The 18,596-nt window shown below is 42.8% G+C and carries 18 protein-coding genes and 1 pseudogene; 11 read left to right on the forward strand and 8 right to left on the reverse strand.

Going from position 1 to position 18,596, the window contains the following annotated elements:
- Window positions 1–16 precede the first annotated feature (16 nt).
- From LRR81_RS09890 to LRR81_RS09925, 8 genes are all read right to left on the reverse strand, one after another.
- Entirely contained in the window at window positions 17–1,231 is a 1,215-nt protein-coding gene (locus tag LRR81_RS09890; protein WP_331716331.1) for an ROK family transcriptional regulator, read from the reverse strand.
- A gap of 303 nt (window positions 1,232–1,534) precedes the next feature.
- Entirely contained in the window at window positions 1,535–2,860 is a 1,326-nt protein-coding gene (locus LRR81_RS09895) for a GntT/GntP/DsdX family permease (RefSeq protein WP_231789201.1), read from the reverse strand.
- 53 nt (window positions 2,861–2,913) lie between these two features.
- A complete protein-coding gene (locus LRR81_RS09900; protein ID WP_231789202.1) occupies window positions 2,914–3,633 on the reverse strand; it encodes a GntR family transcriptional regulator in 720 nt (239 codons plus the stop codon).
- A gap of 15 nt (window positions 3,634–3,648) precedes the next feature.
- Window positions 3,649–4,662, reverse strand: coding sequence for a sugar kinase (locus tag LRR81_RS09905; RefSeq protein WP_231789203.1), 1,014 nt, complete (start codon window positions 4,660–4,662; stop codon window positions 3,649–3,651).
- Window positions 4,655–5,407 carry a 2-dehydro-3-deoxy-phosphogluconate aldolase gene (gene dagF, locus LRR81_RS09910; protein ID WP_231789204.1) on the reverse strand — a complete coding sequence of 251 codons (753 nt, stop codon included), beginning with the start codon at window positions 5,405–5,407 and terminating at the stop codon, window positions 4,655–4,657. Before dagF ends, LRR81_RS09905 begins: the two co-directional genes overlap by 8 nt.
- The gene (locus LRR81_RS09915; protein WP_231789205.1) at window positions 5,404–6,513 is read right to left on the reverse strand and encodes a DgaE family pyridoxal phosphate-dependent ammonia lyase; all 1,110 of its coding nucleotides are present in this window, start codon (window positions 6,511–6,513) and stop codon (window positions 5,404–5,406) included. The genes dagF and LRR81_RS09915 overlap by 4 nt, the downstream gene beginning before the upstream one ends.
- Entirely contained in the window at window positions 6,491–7,594 is a 1,104-nt protein-coding gene (locus LRR81_RS09920; RefSeq protein WP_231789206.1) for an amidohydrolase/deacetylase family metallohydrolase, read from the reverse strand. The genes LRR81_RS09915 and LRR81_RS09920 overlap by 23 nt, the downstream gene beginning before the upstream one ends.
- Before the next feature lie 131 nt (window positions 7,595–7,725).
- The gene (locus LRR81_RS09925; protein WP_331716334.1) at window positions 7,726–8,292 is read right to left on the reverse strand and encodes a hypothetical protein; all 567 of its coding nucleotides are present in this window, start codon (window positions 8,290–8,292) and stop codon (window positions 7,726–7,728) included.
- Window positions 8,293–8,560: 268 nt separating this feature from the next.
- Between LRR81_RS09925 and LRR81_RS09930 the strand changes: the two genes are divergently transcribed.
- The 11 genes and pseudogenes from LRR81_RS09930 to LRR81_RS09980 form a co-directional block, all read left to right on the forward strand.
- On the forward strand, window positions 8,561–10,117 hold the full coding sequence (locus tag LRR81_RS09930) for a T7SS effector LXG polymorphic toxin (RefSeq protein ID WP_231789208.1): 1,557 nt from the start codon (window positions 8,561–8,563) through the stop codon (window positions 10,115–10,117).
- An 83-nt stretch (window positions 10,118–10,200) separates the two neighbouring features.
- Entirely contained in the window at window positions 10,201–10,728 is a 528-nt protein-coding gene (locus LRR81_RS09935) for a hypothetical protein (protein WP_231789209.1), read from the forward strand.
- A gap of 18 nt (window positions 10,729–10,746) precedes the next feature.
- Window positions 10,747–11,313 (forward strand): imm11 family protein, encoded by a 567-nt coding sequence (locus LRR81_RS09940; protein ID WP_231789210.1) that lies wholly within the window; start codon window positions 10,747–10,749, stop codon window positions 11,311–11,313.
- A gap of 212 nt (window positions 11,314–11,525) precedes the next feature.
- Window positions 11,526–12,212 (forward strand): hypothetical protein, encoded by a 687-nt coding sequence (locus tag LRR81_RS09945; RefSeq protein ID WP_231789211.1) that lies wholly within the window; start codon window positions 11,526–11,528, stop codon window positions 12,210–12,212.
- Window positions 12,213–12,473: 261 nt separating this feature from the next.
- On the forward strand, window positions 12,474–13,766 hold the full coding sequence (locus LRR81_RS09950; protein ID WP_231789212.1) for an O-antigen polymerase: 1,293 nt from the start codon (window positions 12,474–12,476) through the stop codon (window positions 13,764–13,766).
- A gap of 110 nt (window positions 13,767–13,876) precedes the next feature.
- Complete coding sequence (locus LRR81_RS09955) at window positions 13,877–15,070, forward strand: DUF2460 domain-containing protein (protein WP_231789213.1); 1,194 nt, start codon at window positions 13,877–13,879, stop codon at window positions 15,068–15,070.
- Between the two features lie 17 nt (window positions 15,071–15,087).
- Window positions 15,088–15,402, forward strand: a complete 315-nt coding sequence (locus LRR81_RS09960; protein ID WP_231789214.1) for a hypothetical protein — start codon at window positions 15,088–15,090, stop codon at window positions 15,400–15,402.
- Window positions 15,403–15,413: 11 nt separating this feature from the next.
- Entirely contained in the window at window positions 15,414–16,322 is a 909-nt protein-coding gene (locus tag LRR81_RS09965) for a hypothetical protein (protein ID WP_231789215.1), read from the forward strand.
- A 9-nt stretch (window positions 16,323–16,331) separates the two neighbouring features.
- On the forward strand, window positions 16,332–16,580 hold the full coding sequence (locus LRR81_RS09970; RefSeq protein WP_231789216.1) for a hypothetical protein: 249 nt from the start codon (window positions 16,332–16,334) through the stop codon (window positions 16,578–16,580).
- 11 nt (window positions 16,581–16,591) lie between these two features.
- Window positions 16,592–17,851, forward strand: coding sequence for a hypothetical protein (locus LRR81_RS09975; protein ID WP_231789217.1), 1,260 nt, complete (start codon window positions 16,592–16,594; stop codon window positions 17,849–17,851).
- 218 nt (window positions 17,852–18,069) lie between these two features.
- A pseudogene (locus LRR81_RS09980) lies at window positions 18,070–18,384 on the forward strand (hypothetical protein); the annotation flags it as partial.
- Between the last annotated feature and the right edge of the window lie 212 nt (window positions 18,385–18,596).

Here is an 18,596-nt window from a genome sequence, read left to right on the forward strand (position 1 = left end):
CCTTGTTTTTTAGCACTTATTTTGACAGTGAGTAAAACGTTTCATGAATGGCGCGTGCAGCAGCGCCCAGCACGACTCCATGGCTGAGGTCAGAAACGGAAACAGGGGTTTTCTTTCCGTTGTATCCAATCACATGCGACCGCAAAGACTCTCGGACACTTTCCATGAAAATCGGATGAGAGGCCCCTGCCTTTCCGCCAATAATAATTTCGTCAGGCGCAAATAAATTCACTAGATTAGAAGCGCCAATCCCGAGAAATTGTCCCGCTTCTCTCAGCACTTTTTCAGCTGTAAAAGAACCCCTTTTTAACGCAGACACAATATCTTGGATTTTCATAGACTCTTCAGGAAAAAGAAGCCTTTCACGCTCAGGAGCTGTTTTTAGTTCATTCTGCACTTTATTGATAATCACAGGCAGAGAGCAAAACGTCTCAAGACAGCCGTAATTTCCGCAATAGCATCTCTCACCAAATACATGAATAGTAGAATGTCCAATTTCCCCTGCTTCTCCGTAAGTACCGCGATAAATGCCATTGCGCAGGATGATACCGCTTCCAATTCCAACATCAGCAAACAAGAAAATAAAGTTCTCAACGTTCTTCCCTGCTCCAAACCACTTTTCCGCAAGAGCACCGCAGTTCGCATCGTTTTCAATGGTTACCTCATACTCCAGCACTTCCTCCAAACGTTCCTTCAGAGGAATGCCCTCGGCTCCGTAAAAGTTGGGCGGTGAAATCCGGCCATCCGGAGATTCATTGAGCGGTCCCGGCAAACCGACCCCGACTCCAAAGATGAGCTGAGAGTCCACACCCGAATCAGCAACAACCTGACTGACGAGCTTTCCCACCTCCATGATTAACTGATCTATAGACAAATCAAGCGCCGTTTCTTTCTCTCTGAATGAAAGTATCTTCCCGTCCAGGTTCGTCACAGCTGCCCTGATGGCATTTCTGCCTAACTCAACACCTGCAGCATACGAGCAATTCTCATTAAAAGCGACTAAAATCGGGCGCCGTCCACCATTCGAAGTGCCAAAGCCCTTCTCCACTAAAATGTTCCCATCGATCAGCTTTTCTATGATTCTCGTCATAGTAGGCTGCGGAATCCCCATCGCCTCAGAAAGCTCCACCCTGGACATTGGACCTTTCTCCCGTATACACTGAACAACCTTTTTCGCATTTCCATTTTGAATATCCTGCAGCATCTTCAACAATTCTCTCACCGGCTTCATTAAAGAATATTTCACTGTTATTATATGAAAGCGCTAACTTAATTTCAAGATGAAAGTTATGAATTTTCAGAATTAGATCTTTTGGGGTGAGGCTTTGGTCGCTGTGTGTAAGCTTTTTAAATTGAGCCAGTTGCTAATATTAAAAAGAAGCACGAGAACCGTCCCCATGCTTTATTCGAACAAGAACTTAAAAAAGTGATTGATAAGATTAAAAGAGATTGATTTTTACTTTGGAATTATTTAAAAAAGAAGCACGAGAACCGTCCCCATGCTTCCCGAGAACAGACCCATGCTTCCTCCTTCCTAAACAAACAAATCCAAAATTAAAGTAAACCCAAAAGCCACAAACGAGAGGATCGTTTCCATCACCGTCCAAGTCTTAAACGTTTCTTTCACAGTCAACCCCATGTACTCCTTCACAAGCCAAAACCCTGCATCGTTTACATGAGATAGCATAAGCGATCCTGCGCCAGTAGCAATAACGAGCAGTTCGAGATTAACTCCTGACATATGCGCCACAACCGGTGAGACGATGCCGGCTGCTGTAGTTAAAGCGACGGTTGCTGAGCCTGTTGCTACCCGGATCAGTCCCGCTACTAAGAAAGCTAGCACAATCGGTGAGAGGGAGAGTTGTTCGGACATTTGAGCGATAGCATCTCCTACTCCGCTTTCGATCAGGATTTGTTTGAATCCGCCGCCTGCTCCAATGATTAGGATGATTGAAGCCAGTGGCAGAAGGCATTCTTCTGTCAGTTTTTTGATCAGTGTTCTGTCCATTCCTTGGCGGTAGCCTAAGAAGAAATAGGCGGCGAAACAAGAGATGAGCAAGGCAATAACAGGACTTCCGATGAAGAGCAGGAATTTCTCAAAGCCTGCCGGCATGGATAGATACGGAGCTACAAGTGTCAAGAGCATCAGGATGACTGGAAGCAAAATGATCGCAAACGAAGTGCCTGTTCCTGGCAGTTGGTTAATTTTTGTTTCTACTCGAACGATGGTCGGTTCTCCTTCAGGCTTTACACGTTTGTGAATCCATTTGGAGAACAGCGGACCTGCGATGATGGCTGTTGGAAACGCGATGATGAGTGAGTAGAGAAGAACATGTCCAAGATTGGCTTTATAAATGCCGATCGCCGTCATAGCGCCTGGATGCGGCGGCACCAATCCGTGAACGATGGACAAGCCGGCAAGCACCGGAATACCGATCAGCAGGATATTCTGTTTCGCCGTTTTGCGGATGGCGATCACAAGCGGGAGCAAGATCACGAGCCCTACTTCGAAAAAGACAGGGATCCCAATAATGAATCCGGAGAGCAGCATCGCCCATGGCATGTTTTTCTTCCCGAATTTTTTGATGAAAAATTCGGCTACCTGCATTCCAGCACCAGAGTCAGACATCATTTTGCCGAGAATTGTTCCCAGAGCCAAAATTCCAATCAAATGGCCAAGAACGGCCCCTACCCCTGTTTCATAGGCACCGACAATTTTGTCCAATGGAACGCCGGAAAAAATCGCTAAAAACAAGCCAGCAACAGTTAAACTGATAAACGCGTGCCATTTCCACCATGAAACCCCTAAAATAACAATAATAATCGCGACGACTGTAATTCCCATTAAATAGAGCGTCATTTTCCCATCCCCTTCTAGTAAACGCTTACAAATTATTTAAAAACAAATGATTCTTAAATAGAATCATTGTAATTCACCACATAATTGTGCTTGTCAGAATTGTAATAGCCAACACTGTATTCAACGATTCTCCCGGATTCATCCCGCGAACGGCGAATTCTCTTCAACAGCGCTGTTTGATCCTCAAGCTTTAAAGCATCCGCAGCCTGCGCCGGAGCGATCGCAGCCCCAAATTCATCCTGAAAGCTTTCCAGCTTGATGCTGTTTTCCTCTAAAAACCGATAGAGTGAATTGATCTGCAGTTCTTCGACTTCTTTTTCCGGCAGATTGATAGATAAGTAGTGTGAAAAATAGATATACGGCTCGTTATTCAAAAAATAGATCCGCTCTATTTTGATGCAGTTTTCTCCTGACAAAGGAATCCCGCCAGCCTCTTCCGGCCATTTCGCTTTTTGTATGCTCAGGATCTGCTTTGTCATGTGATGGCCTTCTTCTACTAAAAGCTCTGTGAACCGCTTCCCCTTTGACAGCTTTGTTTTTGAAACATTGGCAATAACCGTTGTGCCGATCCCGCTTTTCTTTTCAACAAACCCCTCTATAGCAAGCTCTTTAATTGCGTTCCGAATCGTAATTTTGCTTACCCCGAATTCCGCTTCAAGCTGCGGCTCTGACGGAATAATGCTATGGATCGGATACACCCCGTGCAGGATGCGGTCCTTCATGATTTCTTTTATCTGCAGGTAAAGAGGACCCTTATTTCTGCTTACGTTCATGACTCTATCTCCTGTCTATCTCTTAATATCACCCGTCATCCCCTGCATGGCTGCTAGGATGTCCGCTTCTGACGCCATCGGTGTATCGCCCGCAATCGTGCAGGCAAGCATGCCGGCTGCAGCGGCAAATTCAACGGTTTTTTTCGGTGAAAAATCTGAAAGCTCTCCATGGAGAATGGCGCTTGCAAAGGCATCGCCGGCTCCTATTCGATCATACACGGAAAAGGAGATCTTTTCAGAAAAAGAGAACGCAGCGTTCTTGTACAGGTATCCTTGCAGGGAGTGCGTGTTATCAGGGTTAATGCCTCTATGTGTGCCGGCGATAACTGCAATCCTATAGCGTTCAGCTGCCAGGGGAATCAGCTCCTGCAGCTGTTCTTCTTTAGAGACTGCCTCTGTTTCCATTCCCAAAATATGAAGGGCATCCTTCTCATTCATAAACACAACATCTGCTAAAGAAAGCATGTCCTCATAATGCTGTTTTGCACCGATGTATCCCTCTTCCCATAGTGACGGGCGGTAATTGCAGTCAAAGCAGACAAGTCCGCCTTTCGCCTTCACCTTACGGGCGAGTTCTTTCATTGTATGGCGCACTCCATCCGTCATCGCAAGTGCAATACCGCAGCAATGAAGCACATCCGTATTTTCGGTAATGGCGTCCAAGTCATAAGCAGTTGAAGGAGCCGTGTTAAAGCTGCTTTCCAGCCGGTTTGTATACGTCACCCGGCTTGCCCGCTGCCCGAAGCCGTTTTCCAGAAAATACAGCCCTATGTATTTGCCGCCTTTGCTAATGAACTGCCGGCTGATGCCAAGCCGCTGCAAAAAGGAAAAGGCAGCTTCTCCAATCGGGTTATCCGGCAGTCTTGTGGCCAAAAAGCCTTCATGGCCAAGCTTTGTCATTGCGGAAACCACATTCACTCCTGTTCCGGAAAACGTGTATTGCAGCGTGCCTGCTTGCGTGAGCAGTTCATAGCCCGGTACCTGCAGGCGCATCATCACTTCCCCGAACGCCGTGATTTTTTTAGGCATGCCGGTCAACCAGCTTTTTCACCATTTCAAGCAATGCCTTGACATCCTCCGGTCGCGTTCTCCCTGTTTCTTTGTCAATAATCGATGAGTAAACATGGGGAATGATTTTCGGCACACCCGCTTCCAGAGCGATTTCCACGATTTTTTCAAAGTTGTCCAAATCAATGCCGCCTGTCGGCTCTAGCGCAAACCCCTGCTCTCCGCAGGCTTTCGCAACTTCCCGGTACTCTTCTTCGCATTCCAGCCCTTTCATCGGAAAATACTTCAGCGCATTTCCTCCCATATCCCGCACCAGTTCAATCGCAGCCTTCACGGGAACAATAGCGGATTCTTCCGAAGCTGCACTGAACGGACCAGTGGAAATATTCACATATCCCGGCTTTCCGCAAGGCGATACAAGGGCATTGATCCAGCCTGCCTTTTGGCCAAGGTTCGCTCTTGTCGCTCCGACTGCAGGGAACACCTGGTTGATATGGCTGCCTGCATAGGATTTCGCAATTTCCGCCACAACAGCTGCCTGCTTGTTATCTCCTGCCCCGAGACCAATGGATACGGCTTCCTCAATCTCAGCTCCGCATTTTTTCATAGCAGCTGCTGCTGTATCCGCATCAGGGAAATCCTTTGATAAAACACCAACGAGTACATGCCCTTCTGCTGCTTCAAAAACTTCTTTCGCATTTTCCAAGTTTCCGGCCAGCACATTCAGTGCGACGCGGTTACGATAAAAACGGTTTTCAATTGTCATGCTTCATTCCCTCCCAGTATCTCCTGCAATCTCGCTTGTATCACCTGAATATCGTCCCCCTGCAGCGGGCGCGGGTCGATATCAAAAAAGCCCTGGCGAATCCCATAGTCACGGGTGTAAATCGCGATTTCCCCATTTCTCAGCTTGTCATTAACTTCTTTCGCATTGGTACCTGAAGCCTTAGGGTCAATTTTAATGCGGGCCCGGTAGATTTCTCTTCCTGCTTCATCCTGCACAATGGAAACAGCCACACCTTTAAGCTCGCTGAGTGTTTCTAAAGCCTGCAGGCTCTCTCTTTCCTGTACACTGCTGTCCTTTTTCTCGAAGTATTCGTCAAGCGCCTGCAGCAGACCGAATGTTGTTTCCTTCCCTACCTTCATGCTTCTTCCAATGCAATGAAGCTGCACTTTCAGCCATTCTATGTATTTTTTCTTACCGGCTGCAATTCCTGAAGTCGGTCCTTCAATCGCCTTTGAGCCGCTGTAAATCGCGATATCTGACACCTTTACGTATTTCTTCAAATCTTCTTCAGCAGCAGCATCCACGATCAGCGGAACATTGTGCTTCTGAGCCACTTCCCAGGCTTCTTCTACTGAAATCATGTTTTTCTGAACCGCATGATGGGATTTCACGTAAAGAATAGCTGCCGTGTTTTCGCAAATCGCTTCAATGAGATGCTCTGCTTTCCCCTCATTGGCGTAGCCGACTTCTACGGTTTTCCCGCCGCCAAGAAAGACCATCGTCTCAACTGGAGCGCCGTACTGCACGTTATGCCCTTTATATAGAAGAATCTCGTTTTTTTGAATGTGTTCCTGGTGCAGCCTTTCGCTCTTTCTCCGATTTCCTTCTGTCACAATCGCCGCAACAGACAGTGCAATCCCGCTTGAAGCTGAATTCACCACAACCGCTGCCTCTGCATCAAGCAGGCCGGCAATATGCTCACCTGATTTATCCACTAAATCAGCGATCTCCACATAATTCTGTCCGCCTGTTTTCATTGCATCCATCACCGTATCTGACGGCGCTGAAACTCCTAAAATGCTCATCCGCCCGCTCGCATTAACTACCCGTTTTAATCCGTATTTAGCATTCAATGTATTCTCCATTGATCACCACTCCTTTCACCATCATCAGCTGATCTGCCTTCCGCTCTTCCCCTTCCGAATCCCGGAAAACGGTTTCCTTCTCTTCAACAGTGAAAAGAGTCAGGTTTGCCGTGTCTCCTTTGGCGATCCTTCCAAGCTCTGGCCGCTTCAGCCACTTCGCTGGATTCCGTGTCACACCATCAATCACTTCTTTTAAGGAATAGCCCAAGTATAAAAACTTGGAAAGAACATTCGCCATATTGAACACAGGCCCATTCAGCCGGTTTTTCCGGTAAATATCTGTGCTGATGCTGTTAAAAGGAATGCCCGCTTTCTTCGCAAACTCTGCCGTCACAAAAGAAAAACTGGCATTCCCATGACCAACATCCAGTTGAACTCCCCGCTGAATGGCTTCAAGAAGCTCTGGCAGCGGCTCACCATTCTCATCAAAAACACTGTTCGCTTTTCCATTCAAGTAATGCGTGATCACATCGTTCTCTTCCAGCAAATCTAAAACCTCATTAATATGCGGTGGCCCTGAACCAATATGGACCATCAGCGGAAGACCTGTCTCATTTGAAAACTGTCTAGCCTTTTTTAGCGGCTGTATTCCATTTCCGCCAACAACACTTTTACTGATTCTCGCTTTCAGGCCTACAATATGCTCGCCAAATTCAGCGACACACTTTTTCAGCTTTTCTCCATCCAGCAGCGAAAGATCTGACAGCTCATCAATTCGCTGAAGCCCAATCCGCGAGATATTCAAAAATGCCAGCACATTGGTTTTCGCCTTTTGATTCATGTCGATCAGATCAGCCAGCCTGTCCGCTCCAGTGCTCCCGGCATCAACAATCGTCGTCACACCAGTTTTATAACCGATCTCATCCGCCTCATCACCATATGGTTCAAACTCCGGAAAGGCATGAACATGCAAATCGACCCAGCCGCTTGAGACATAAACCTTATGCTCAAAATCCACGACCTTGTCTCCCTGTCCTTGGCCAGCAGGAACAATATCTGCAATTCTATGATTCTCAATCTTGATGTCTATCGAACGCTCGTCTGTTGTTTTTACATTCTGCAGTATGACACTCTGACTCATTGTCCTCATCCTTTTCAGGAATAGATTGTATGCGTTATCATTTTTGCTTTGGGTTTAGGTTAGCATAGATTTTTCGACGGGTCAATATAACGTTATAATGTTTATGAATAAAATACAAACCAAGAAAGGTCTCATTCGGGATACCATGAAAGTTTAGTATCACTATCCAATGGTTTTGTTTTAATTTCTGCACTTAAGTTGCTGAACCAATTACGCAAAATCTCTTCCTTTGCAAGCTTTGCGTGTTCATGATCTTCCCAGATGATATGTGAAAACCAAGCTTTTGTAGCCCACTCGAATTGCAGCTGTGCATAGGCAATTCCAGGATGTTCAACCTGTGCAAAGTTCCCATTTACAGCAGACGCCACACTGGGTGCCTGCGGCAGCAGCTCATTTTCAATTCTTTCTTTTACTACAGGATCTTCGAGCTCGTGCCACATCACCAATCTCCCGTCTTTTTGATAAAAAATATCAAAAGAAGGTTCTTCTCTCATTTCGACTAAGACAAAGGCGCGATCTACTAAATTATCAGCAGCCTTTATCGAATTAACTATAATATTTTGAGCAATCTCCACCCATAAGTTCATCGCTTCTTCTTCCGGTGACTCGACATACATTTCTGACCCTAGTTCCGATACAGCGGCTTCTTGCTTATTTACCTCTTCCACTTTTTTAAAAAACCGCTGAAAGAATCCCAATACAGTCACACCCTTTAGCAGAATATAGTTCTGTGTACCCTCTTTCTCATACGATTTAACGCTACTATAGGTTAATATTTCCATTTTTGTTTGCGTTCGATAAAAAGAAGCAACAGAACCGTCCCCATGCTTCCTGAAAAGAAGCACGAGAACCGTCCCCATGATTCTTTTGCCTCATTTTTACAAAATACACCAAATTTCGAAAGGACTCCAAGCATACATGGGTAATAGTAGAAAGTAACGATACTATTTTAAGAGAGGCTATGTGATGGGAAATTCGAAGATACTTGATGCGGAACCGTTTCTCTCGGCCATGAAAGCACGGAGCACTGAATATGAGGAGTTATCAAGGCAGCTTTATCAGCTGAAGTTTTCTTTTCAGGATTTAGTTCAAAACACGGAATTCAAGGGTAATGGAGCCGATGCGATCAAGAGCTTCTATCAAGAGCAGATAAATCTGGTAGATGAATGGCAGACATTAGTGCAAATGAGAATGACTTTTTTAAAGCTCCTTCCTTTCACTCTGCACCATATGGAGCTAGATGATGCTGTTATTCAAGAAAGCTTTTTAGACAATGAACTGGAAACCGGCCTTACAAATGCTAAGAACCTGGTGAACAGCCAAAAAACTGATCTAGAAGACATTTTGAAAAGCATCCATGATCTTGTGCCATTGACACCGTTCTCTTCAGAGCTCTTTGAAGACAGCACTGAAGGTGCCAAAAGGAAAAAAAGAGATACAGAAATGAACCTCAATCAGCTTGATGCCGATCTGGTAAAGGATTATTCTTTAACAGACAACTTAGAGACACATATCCAGCAGTTTATGAATGAGCTATGCGGATCTACAACAGCCAGTGGAAAAGAAGTAAACCAGCTCACATTTGATGGAAAAGCCTTTCGCCAAAAGGATATTTTCAAGAATGTTGATCACATGAATGCTCCCCTTAAAGACTACCTGAATAAAAAAAGCGACATCTTAAACCATGAAATTTGGACAAGATTGCAGGAACCCGACCTATCAGCTGAAGAATACATAGAATTAGCAGACGAATATGGATACCTCAGCCTGCCGAAGGATATGCAGGATACGTATATGCAGAAAAAGGCCTGGATTCATACGAAGAATTTTGCAGCTGGTGTCGGTGAAGGTGCTAAGAAGATACTTGATGAAAACTATTATATGGCCACTCACCTTGATGAAACATGGGAAGGCATTAAATACACAGCAAATCATCCAGTTGATGTATTCAAGTACATGTGGAACCAGCTTTGTGATTCCTACGAAAAAGAATATGTTAATGGAGATACTGCCAGTAAAGCTCGCTGGGCTGGGAGAACTGCATTACCTATAGGGCTCGCCACCACTCCGCTTGAGGAATTAGCTGCGGGGAAGACGGCGATGTCTGTGGTAGAAAAGGGCGCGGCTGTTAGTAAAGCAGGGATTAAAAGAGGGATTGAGAAAGCAGGAGGTAGAGTTCCTGGTTATAGTGTTGAAAATCAGATGTTGGGTGCTGGTTCTCCTTATAATGTGATGAGTCCTGAGGGGTTGTTTAATCAGCGGCTGCAGATGATTGAAAGATTCAGAGAGAATGATAAAATTCCCAATCAGGGACTTATTGATTCGGGTGTTTCTGGAGCACCAAAAGTGGACGCTGGTAAGCAAGGCAAACATGTGACCGGACATCCCAACAGTTTACCTGCTAAGAAAACCCAATGGCCTGAGGGGATAAATGGAGTAGAGCTTACTCAAATTGCTTGGACAAAGGGGACTGTTGTCAAACCTGATGGCAGTGTAAAAATATATGACTTCAAAAAAACATAGGACCTAACGGTGAAACCAGAGTTAAAGTTCATATTGATAAAAAGGGAAATATTCATGGATATCCAGTAAGGTAGGTGGAATGTATGCAAACAAACATATTGAAAATTATCCAAGATTTATATCAGAAACCAGATTATAGCTACACCTTATTAAACTATGTTGATAGAGATTATTGGAAGGATAAACTCCTTACAAATATGAAGGCCACCCATATAGACAATCTTACCGATTTCAATTACTCAAAGTGCTTTACCTTATTTATTTGTTCTGACTATTATCCAAAAATCAATCTCGGAAGTGATGAGTTGTCAGAATATCTGAAGAACCACTCTTTTCTTGATGGAATAATGCTCTATATTTCTGCCATAGCTCCTTTTGCTGCCATTAAGTTCTTTCGGTATAAGGACATTGAAAGTAACGTCCAATTAATTGAATTACCTCATCCTCCTCTAGAAGAGAGCAAAACGATTTACAAGCAATTGATAAGCCTATTGAATGAGAATAACTTGGAAATTTTACAAGGGGAAACATTAGCTTTAAAGGTTAATGAAATTTCATTAGAACTTGAGGAAGGAGAGCTTACAGTCTTTCAATGCTTATTTGAAGAATAGGAAAAGGATAATAAAAGAATGAGGTACTTTAAGCTGCTTAAAGACTATTCGGATGAGGAAGAAGTACTTTGTTTTTGTGAAAATACTCTGGGTTGGGAGCAATATGAATTATCAGAAGGAAAAACAATTAACAATTGGGATAAGGAACTGACCTTCTACTATGACCCAGTGGAAGGTAAACAAATACCTGATTACATTCATAATAATTTATCTTGGTTCATAGTATCTCCTCAGTTTAAAAATATTCTAATGGAGACAGATGAAAGTGGAGTGCAATTTTTGCCATTAAACATAGTAAACAAAGAAAATGAGCATTCAATTCATGACTACTCAGTGGCAAATATAATTAACGTTGTTGATGCTATTGATTTGGAAAACTCCACATATAGTTTTTTTGAATTAGATAATAAAAAGATTTACGACATTACTAGATATGCTTTAAATGAAGATAAAATCAATGGTAAGCATATTTTTAAATTAAAAGGCGATGAAATCCCCATTTTTATATCAGAATTAGTCAAAGGGATTATTGAAAAGAGTGATATTACTGGATGTGACTTTCTTGAAGTGGAGGTAACAATCTGAGCTTAGCTTCTTCAGAAGTCTTTGAGGACTTTTGGTTAAACCAGCAAGAAAATGTCACTATTTATGGAAAAGAAGCATGAGAACCGTCCCCATATAAAAATATTGAATTAAATGCCAAGAACAATCAAGGAATATCCTATAACCGTTTTTATATCGGTAGAAGTGATGGTGGTAAAAAATCATTATTTATAACATCTTCTACTAATGGATGGGTGAACGAAAACAATTTCTTTGGTGGAGAATTTAGATTCAATACAACAGACAGTTTAGATACAGATTGTTGCCTTTTGACAATCGATGACAGCGGCGGGTATAAGCAAAATAATAACCATTTTTACTCACCCTCTTTTGAGAGAGGTAATACAAACGGTGCGAAATGTTGCTATGTAACCGGAGAATTTAACCAAATATTTTATGCACGAGCAGAACAAACAGGAGTAATAGAGCTTGCTGCTGGTTCAAGATTCAACGCAGTCACCCTAGGGTACGATGATTACAATACCTCGCTTATTGTAGACAATGGTTCACAGAACTTCACTCAAACTCGCCAGAAAGTAAATTATTCCAGTGACGTTGATGGAGTGTTTACTATTCGTAACGTAGGTTCTAATAATTATAAAAACATTCGTCTACTTGACACTTCTAACAATGAAAGGTTTTTCATTAAGGCTAGTGGAAAGGTCTTCTCTAACCAATTTGGATATTTTCAATCGGGTTTACGATTTAACACAGTAGATGGAACAAGGAATGATCGTGGTATTTTTTCTGGCAGTGGTAGTCCGGAAAGTGTAGTTTCCGCAAGAATTGGAAGTATGTACCTAAGAGCTGATGGGGGAGCAAATACTACTCTTTATGTAAAAGAGAGTGGAACGGGGAATATCGGTTGGGTTGCGAAATAAAACGCTTAGAAAAGGAGAAACTGCAGGCACACAACTAGGCAAGGTGCAGGCATGGAGGTATTTTCTCATGCTTCAACATATGGTCACATTGCGGGATTTGTCAATAAACTGTTTCTTTTGATTGGGGAGTAGTGTAATACCTAGATTCGACCCTAATATGACTTTTTAACTAACATCTAATTAAGTTTTTATAGAAAAAATACCAATATTTTGATACATTAATAAAAGTTGGTTCAAAATAAATTAAATTAGGTGGTTCTTTTGAAGGTGTATTTATGGGCATTTTTCTATAAAATTGTCTTAGAGCTAGTGTATGCTAAATTTATTGCTCCGATCTATGGTTACTACGGACTGGTTTGGAACCCCACAACGGAATATTTTTATATTTCGTATTTTTTATTTTTTATTCTTTTGTTTCTCATTCCTAAAGGGCAAGACAAACCATCATATTTATCAATACAGTTGTTGTTTTATACAACTTACGTACCTTTGTCTTCGTTTGTTTGGCAAACATCATTAGGTTTCACTTATTTTCTATATGTAAGTCTGTGTTTCTCGTTGATGTTTGTATTAATTAGGTTTGTGAAACCGATAAGAGTTCCTTATTTTATTGTAAGTGAGCCGAGGCATAACAAAAAGAAAATTGACTTTGTGAATTTCGTATTTATCATAAGTTTAATTTTCTTGATTTTATTCACTCTGAAATTTGGAAGCATTGATACCAGGGCGTTCAGCTTTGAAAAGGTTTATGATCTGAGAGAAGATATTGTTTATCCTGGAATTTGGGCGTATCTAGTTAATTGGCTATCTAAGCTAATGATTCCGTTCTGCTTAGTGATGAGTATTGTTCGGAAAAAGAAGTTGCAAATTGTTTTAGCTAGTTCTATGCAGGTTTATTTATATTTGTGCACAGGTTCAAAAACTTTATTATTTTCAGTAGCACTCATTTTGGTTTGTGTGTACTTTATCAAAAAAGGTACTTTTGAAACCGGAGTGCCGAAATTCTATACACTGGTTACTATATCAGCTGTTGGGCTTTATTTAGTTACCGATTACCTGATGAGTATAGCTATATTCCCGACAAGGCAACTTGTAATACCTGCATTAATGAGTGTTACTCATTTTAACTTCTTCTCAGAAAATCCAAACTTGTACTTTTCTGAAGGAATGATCGGTAAAATATTTGGGTTGAATTCCTCTTATAATGAATTATCAACTTATATGGTAGCCAAAAAACTTGACCCTGGAGCTAACTGGAACACAGGGTTCCTTGCAGACGCTTATGATAATATTGGATTTGCAGGCATGGTCATTTACTCAGTCATTCTCGTTAGCATATTGAAATTTGTAGATTCAATTTCTAGGCACAGTGAAGAGAGGTATAAATACTCAGCTCTGCTGGTATACACAATGATAATTCTCAATGACGGTTCTTTATTAACTGCAATTATCTCTTGGGGCTTTGGATTATTATTGATTTTTATGTATATTGTATCGACCCAAGAATATTTATCCAAAAATAAAGATTTTGTCAATAATGTTAAAACTAATTAGGTTTTAAGATCAACCACTCATCGAGTTAAAATGCTAATTTCATCACAAAAAAGGGCGGGTGTTTAACATCGGCTCTTTTGTTATGCCTCCAAGAAAGGAGCTGAACACACTTGCTTTCATGGGAAAGTGAATTATATACCGAAGCCGTAAGACCTATCGAGAAGTACACCGGACTGTCTGATTCCCCGATGTCTTTTTTTATGATGAACGACAAAATGTACATGATGGATGGGGCGCAGTTCCTTGTATTTGATGGAAAAGACGTTAAGCCGGTAGAGCCTTATATACCGACAGTCTCCATATCCAAAGACCCTGCAGGCCGCGGCACAGCCTTTGAGGATTTTAATCTGCTTGGTACAGGGTTCAAGGACAGCTTTACAGGCGATGGGACATCAAAGGAGTTTACCTTATCCCTGAAAGGACTGGATGCTACAGAGGTAAAAGCCCGAGTGGACAACACGGACAAGAAAGAAGGAACAGATTTCACCGTGGATCGGGCAGCAGGAAAGGTGACGTTCACGACCGCGCCATCAAAAGGGACGAATAACGTCGTTATTACCGCCTATAAGACGATAGACGGTAGTGCTGCCAAGATCAAAAAGTGCAAATTCATGGTGCTGTACGGCGGCGCCAATGATACCAGGGTGTTTTTCAGCGGAAATCCGGATATGCCCAGCTATGTATGGCGCAGCGGCCTGTACGATCCGACGTATTGGCCGGAAAACGGCTTCTACAAGATCGGACTGGACGTTGAAAAGGTAGTCGGCTTCTCTAAACAGTACGATTCCTTGATCGTTCATAAGGAAAACTCACTCTGGAAGATGCAATATACCATGGTGGACGGTGAAGCATTCTTCCCGATCATCCCGTTAAACGATCAGGTAGGGACCATTGCTTCTAATTCCATTCAAATCGTGGAAAACAACCCGGTTATGCTTTCGAAAAAGGGCATTTACATGCTGCAGTCAACAAATGTTAGGGATGAGCGCAATGTGCTGCATCTTTCTGAGAATATTGACAGCATGCTGAAACAAGAACCGAACATTGATAAGGCGATCACCTTTGATTACGACAACAAATACTGGATAGCGGTCAATGAGAAGGTGTATCTCTTTGATTACCGTGTTCAGGAGTGGCTTATTTACGATAATATCCCCGCCTCCTGTTTTTTGGAGATCGAGGAAACTTATACTTTGGCAGTTCCAAAGACGGCCTTATACACCGTTTTATGCGTCCTGACGAGCAACGTCCGTATAATGACGACGGAAAGGCGATTAAAGCCTATTGGAAGTCCAAGCACATGACCTTCGGTGCTCATGAAATGAAGAAGCTGATTGATAAGGTGTACTTCAGCATTAAGCCGGACAGCAAAACCTCTGCTAACCTCAGCTACATCTCCAATAAAAAGGAGAGCGGCATCATCAAAACAGCAAAGATGAACCTGTTCGACTTCAAAAATCTCGACTTCAACCATTTTTCTTTCGTTACGAGTGAATTTCCGCAGGAGACAATGGCGAAGATCAAAGCGAAGAAAGTCACACACTTTCAACTGGTCATCAGCAATGAGGAACCGGAGGAAAGCTTGGGGCTTCTTTCTGTTGGTATTAAATACAAAATGCAGTCCGCTGTAAAGTAAGGAGTGAGAAGATGTTTGATAAATTGAATGGGTTTTCAAGAAAATTAAGTGATTTGGAAGATCAGCCCGCCATGAACTCCAATGATTTAAAGGCTTATTTTGACAGTTCGCCTGAGGAATTGCGGGCAGCACTTAATCACTTGATTGATCAGCTATCGGGTGCGGAGAAGGGGAAAAGTGGCGCGGATAACATTGGAGTAACACCGATTGGCAACAGTTCTAACACTCTTCAGGGGCTTATTGAGTGGCTTAAAACACAAATAGACAACGTTTCGCTGGGGCAAATACCTGATAATGCGATTACGGCGGTAAAACTTGCACCATCAGCAAAGCAAGCATCCAATATCACGGTGGCTGATGCATCTAACCTATTTACAGCAGCAGACCTTGAAGGGGTACTAAAAGAGCTTTTTACAAATGCCAATAACGGTAAAACCAATTTAGCGGGTGTTATTGGCTCCCCCGCATCGGCTACAGGCTCTTTTGATGACTTGAAGACAGTGATTCAGAATGTGAAGAATAAAGTGGCGGCTAACCTTACTGCAAAGGGTACGTCGGCAATAGGCACGGAGAGCTTGGATTCTTTGGCAGGTAACATCAGCAGCGTGAGCACCGGGAGGAAATCTGCTACTGGAGTAGCTTATCCAAGTGAGAACTTTAACGACCGGAAGCTGATTGTAAATGGGCTCTCGTTTAGGCCGAAAATGGTTTATGCCGTATTAAATCCTGCCTCACAAACTACAAACTATTATCAATCAGGTATGATTGACAATTCAATCTTCCCGTTAGGAAGCGGAATTCAGATGGTGAACTTAGGTAATCAGGAATTAGGACATGTAACGCAGCCTTCCTTCACTAATGATGGATTTAGACTTTCGGTAGCAGTTGCTGGGTCATATTCATGGGTGGCATATGAATAGGAGGGCACTATGCAAATAGGCAGGCGAATTTATTACGACAATACTACCGGAGAAGTCATTCTGGATAAGGGAGAAATGGAAGGAGATGTCTTGCAGACAACAGATATGCAGGACATTTTTTCGTTCCCAGTCCTTTCAGAGCGAAACCGGGACTCATTTGATTATATAGACCTTGATTTCGGGGCATATGCTGACCGATTCAAGCAGCATGAAAGCTACAAAGTGGATGCAAAAACGAAAAGAATCATCTTCTTATAAGGGGTGAAAGCATGGCGACAATCGTTAAAGAACCGACAGCAGTTGTAACCAAACCTGTTGTAGCTGCTGCAAAGCCTCAGGCTGCAGGTGGTATGGTTTACAACAACCCAACCGCAACATCATTCGCTAATGCTGCAGAAGAGCGCGCATACCGGCAGGCGAATCCAAATAGCGACTATACAAAGTCCGTGGATATGCGGTTTTTAAACCGTACAAGCCAGGCTCTGCAGAACAATACAGGCGTTACGGCTGCTCAAATGAAGCAGTACAACGATGTGGCGAATAAATGGAATTACAATACCACTCCTCAGATTGATCAGAATAAGATTCAAGTAGATCTGATGAATAAGCAAAAGTCCTATATGGATGACTATTTTAATCAGCAGAAACAAGCGCAGCTGGCGCAGTATTATGCAGCAAGGGATAAAGCAGTCGGACAGGTAAATCAGCAAATGGGACAAGTGGCGCCGCAGTATCAGCAAGCAAGGAATCAGCAAGCAAGGAATCAGGCTGATGTGGTGAACATGCAGAACGGACAGAAGCTCAATGAAATGATGGCTAATAACGGCCTGACAGCAAGCGGAGAGAACGTCACCGCACAGGTAGCGCAGAACAATACCCGTCAAACCTCCCTGAACAACCTGAACCTGCAGGAACAGCAGACAATGGATGATTTCCAGCGCCGGATCTCTGATCTGAACAACCCGGCAGATGAAAACGCCATGATTGCGGCCCTTGAAGCGGAGAGATCCAAAGCAATGATGGATGCCTATAACCGCACAACAGATCAGGCGTATCAACGCTCACGGGATGCTGTGGGGGATTCGCAATGGAAATCGCAGTTTGACTATACAAAGACCAGGGATGCCCCGGCAGATGCTCAGTGGGAATCACAAACGAAATATGATCGAAGCCGTGATGCTGCATCGGATGCGAAATGGGAGTCTCAGACCAAATATGACCGAGCTTGGCAGCAGAAAATGTTTGATTATCAGCAGGGTCGTGACAAAGTGGGCGATTCACAATGGGAATCCTCTCAAAAGTATCAGAGACGTTCTGACGCGGAGGAGAAACAGTGGAGAGAATACACCTATAACCATATGTCTGCTTCTGAAAAAGCGAATATGGAGTGGGCGAAACAGCAGTTTGGTGAGGACATGGCTTGGAGAATGTATGAAAATGACTCGAACAATGCTGCAAGCCAAGGCATGAGCCAAGCGGAGATTGATTACTACAAAAATAATGGCATGAGTCTCCCTGGTATACCCTAATGAGCCCGGCGGGGCCGGGCAATCCCAAGCGGCAAGCTACTATTTGTCTAATTTCAGGGTTTCTACTGCATTTGCGGCAAATGACACTCTCCATCCGGACGGGCATAAGGGCATTGATCTTGCAGGCAAAAAGGGTCCCGGTTCTGCAATGGGTATGAATATACCGGCAGTCGCGGGTGGAAAAGTGGTTCAAGTGTTCAATGGAAATAAAACAGCCGGAAGTTGGATATGGATTTATTAAAGGTTCTGAATTTAATATAAATCGCATTATGGATCCTTACTCAATTAGAGATTTTCGATTAAGAGTTAATGATTATGAGTTTTATCCAGACATAGAAATCTATGAGGAATATGAAAAGGACAAAATAATATTTTTCGTAGGCAGTGAATCTGCTTTAATGTCATTAGGATTGAATGAAAGTAATAAAAGCCCAGTTTACTATTATGATATTCAGATTGCGACTTCTCTTGAAGAATTTTTAAGAAAGCTAGCAGAAGACGATAAATATTACTTGGATTTACTAGATGATTAGATAATCCGGTTCAAACCTTATTAGAAGCAGTAGAACAGGAGCTATAAAGCTACCAAGGGCTGAATAATTTTCAGCTCTTTTATGCATTTATATAGTAAAAAATGAAATACCAAGTGCAGATTTCCTCGGAGTATATTGCATTAAAACTTTCAATTTCTCTAGCAAGCCAATAAATAACATTATTAATGAAAAAGAAGCATGAGAACCGTCCC

It is taken from the genome of Metabacillus kandeliae, assembly GCF_021166585.1.
Classification (GTDB): Bacteria; Bacillota; Bacilli; order Bacillales; family Bacillaceae; genus Metabacillus_B; species Metabacillus_B kandeliae.

Bases quoted from the DNA above. Each gene is read 5' to 3' on its own strand.
- LRR81_RS09965 (WP_231789215.1), top strand. From the start codon at position 15,414: ATGTTTGATAAATTGAATGGGTTTTCAAGAAAATTAAGTGATTTGGAA.
- dagF (WP_231789204.1), bottom strand. From the start codon at position 5,407: ATGACAATTGAAAACCGTTTTTATCGTAACCGCGTCGCACTGAATGTG.
- LRR81_RS09975 (WP_231789217.1), top strand. From the start codon at position 16,592: ATGGCGACAATCGTTAAAGAACCGACAGCAGTTGTAACCAAACCTGTT.
- LRR81_RS09930 (WP_231789208.1), top strand. From the start codon at position 8,561: ATGGGAAATTCGAAGATACTTGATGCGGAACCGTTTCTCTCGGCCATG.
- LRR81_RS09915 (WP_231789205.1), bottom strand. From the start codon at position 6,513: ATGGAGAATACATTGAATGCTAAATACGGATTAAAACGGGTAGTTAAT.
- LRR81_RS09905 (WP_231789203.1), bottom strand. From the start codon at position 4,662: ATGCCTAAAAAAATCACGGCGTTCGGGGAAGTGATGATGCGCCTGCAG.
- LRR81_RS09960 (WP_231789214.1), top strand. From the start codon at position 15,088: ATGAAGAAGCTGATTGATAAGGTGTACTTCAGCATTAAGCCGGACAGC.
- LRR81_RS09900 (WP_231789202.1), bottom strand. From the start codon at position 3,633: ATGAACGTAAGCAGAAATAAGGGTCCTCTTTACCTGCAGATAAAAGAA.
- LRR81_RS09920 (WP_231789206.1), bottom strand. From the start codon at position 7,594: ATGAGTCAGAGTGTCATACTGCAGAATGTAAAAACAACAGACGAGCGT.
- LRR81_RS09890 (WP_331716331.1), bottom strand. From the start codon at position 1,231: ATGAAGCCGGTGAGAGAATTGTTGAAGATGCTGCAGGATATTCAAAAT.
- LRR81_RS09935 (WP_231789209.1), top strand. From the start codon at position 10,201: ATGCAAACAAACATATTGAAAATTATCCAAGATTTATATCAGAAACCA.
- LRR81_RS09970 (WP_231789216.1), top strand. From the start codon at position 16,332: ATGCAAATAGGCAGGCGAATTTATTACGACAATACTACCGGAGAAGTC.
- LRR81_RS09940 (WP_231789210.1), top strand. From the start codon at position 10,747: ATGAGGTACTTTAAGCTGCTTAAAGACTATTCGGATGAGGAAGAAGTA.
- LRR81_RS09895 (WP_231789201.1), bottom strand. From the start codon at position 2,860: ATGACGCTCTATTTAATGGGAATTACAGTCGTCGCGATTATTATTGTT.